A 960-nucleotide genomic window follows, 5' to 3' on the forward strand; every position below is an offset into this window, starting at 1 on the left:
TCCCCACTACCCATGTAGGCATACCCACCAGCCAAGCCAATACGATCAATCAACCCCTCAGCCTTCAGGGCGGTCAATAGCGCGGCACTGGCAGGGCCACTAGTCGACAAGCCCTTCAATAAAGCACTAGCACGTAGGACCTGATCAGAGTCACTGTCCAGAGTCAAGCCCTTCAACACCCCATTGGTGTGCTCAGCGACAATAGAAGCAAGCCCAGGATCGACACAAAGCCGAGACACAACCAGGGTGAGCTGCTGGAGCGTGAGCGTCTCATCCAAAAGCAAACCACGCGCATACGCCGGATCCAAGGCGGCAACAGCAACAGAGAGCTCTACCTCGGTGATGAACCCTTCAGCACCAGCTTTGTCAAAAGCCGCAGCCACAGTCTCAATCCACCCCTCATCCAAGCGATTCTCAGCGATGAACCCATCAGCACCATCAAGGAGAGTCAGCGCCCCAGCATTAGCCCACGCGCACGCGCCAGTAAAACTCACCCACGCGCGCTCAACCTCACGCACCTGCCCAACAAGGGCGGTATTAGCCCCACGCGCGTACTCAACAAAAGCACGCAAAGCCTCAGGCCGTGCCCCCACCTTCCCACCCCCATTATGACGACCCGCCAGGCGGGAGCGAATACGGGGAGAAAAAGAGACACCAATAGCGGGAGGAGAAATAGGAACATCATCAACAAAAGGAACACCCCAAGCAAAAGGTGAATCCTTCCCACACTGCTGTTCCCGCACACTCGCTTGATATACCCGCTCTTGACGTTCCTCCTCACGCTCGGCAGCAGAAATCACATCACGCACCTGCTCAGCAACATCATCCAATGCGCGAGCTAAACCCACCCTATCCTCAGACTCCAAACGCGAAGCATCAGCAAACAACATGGAATAGACGCCACGGAAATCCTCCAACGCACTCTCCACCGCATTCCTACGCCAATACCCCTGAGCGCGC

Annotated in this window: 1 protein-coding gene; it reads right to left on the reverse strand. The window is 56.4% G+C overall.

The genetic code is table 11. The annotated features are described in order from the left end of the window. Nucleotides 1-929 (reverse strand): hypothetical protein (locus EII11_RS10335; RefSeq protein ID WP_133306630.1); only part of this gene is annotated, 929 nt, incomplete at its 3' end. Nucleotides 930-960: the final 31 nt, after the last annotated feature.

This window comes from Schaalia canis (genome assembly GCF_003858455.1).
In the GTDB taxonomy this organism is placed as follows: domain Bacteria; phylum Actinomycetota; class Actinomycetes; order Actinomycetales; family Actinomycetaceae; genus Pauljensenia; species Pauljensenia canis.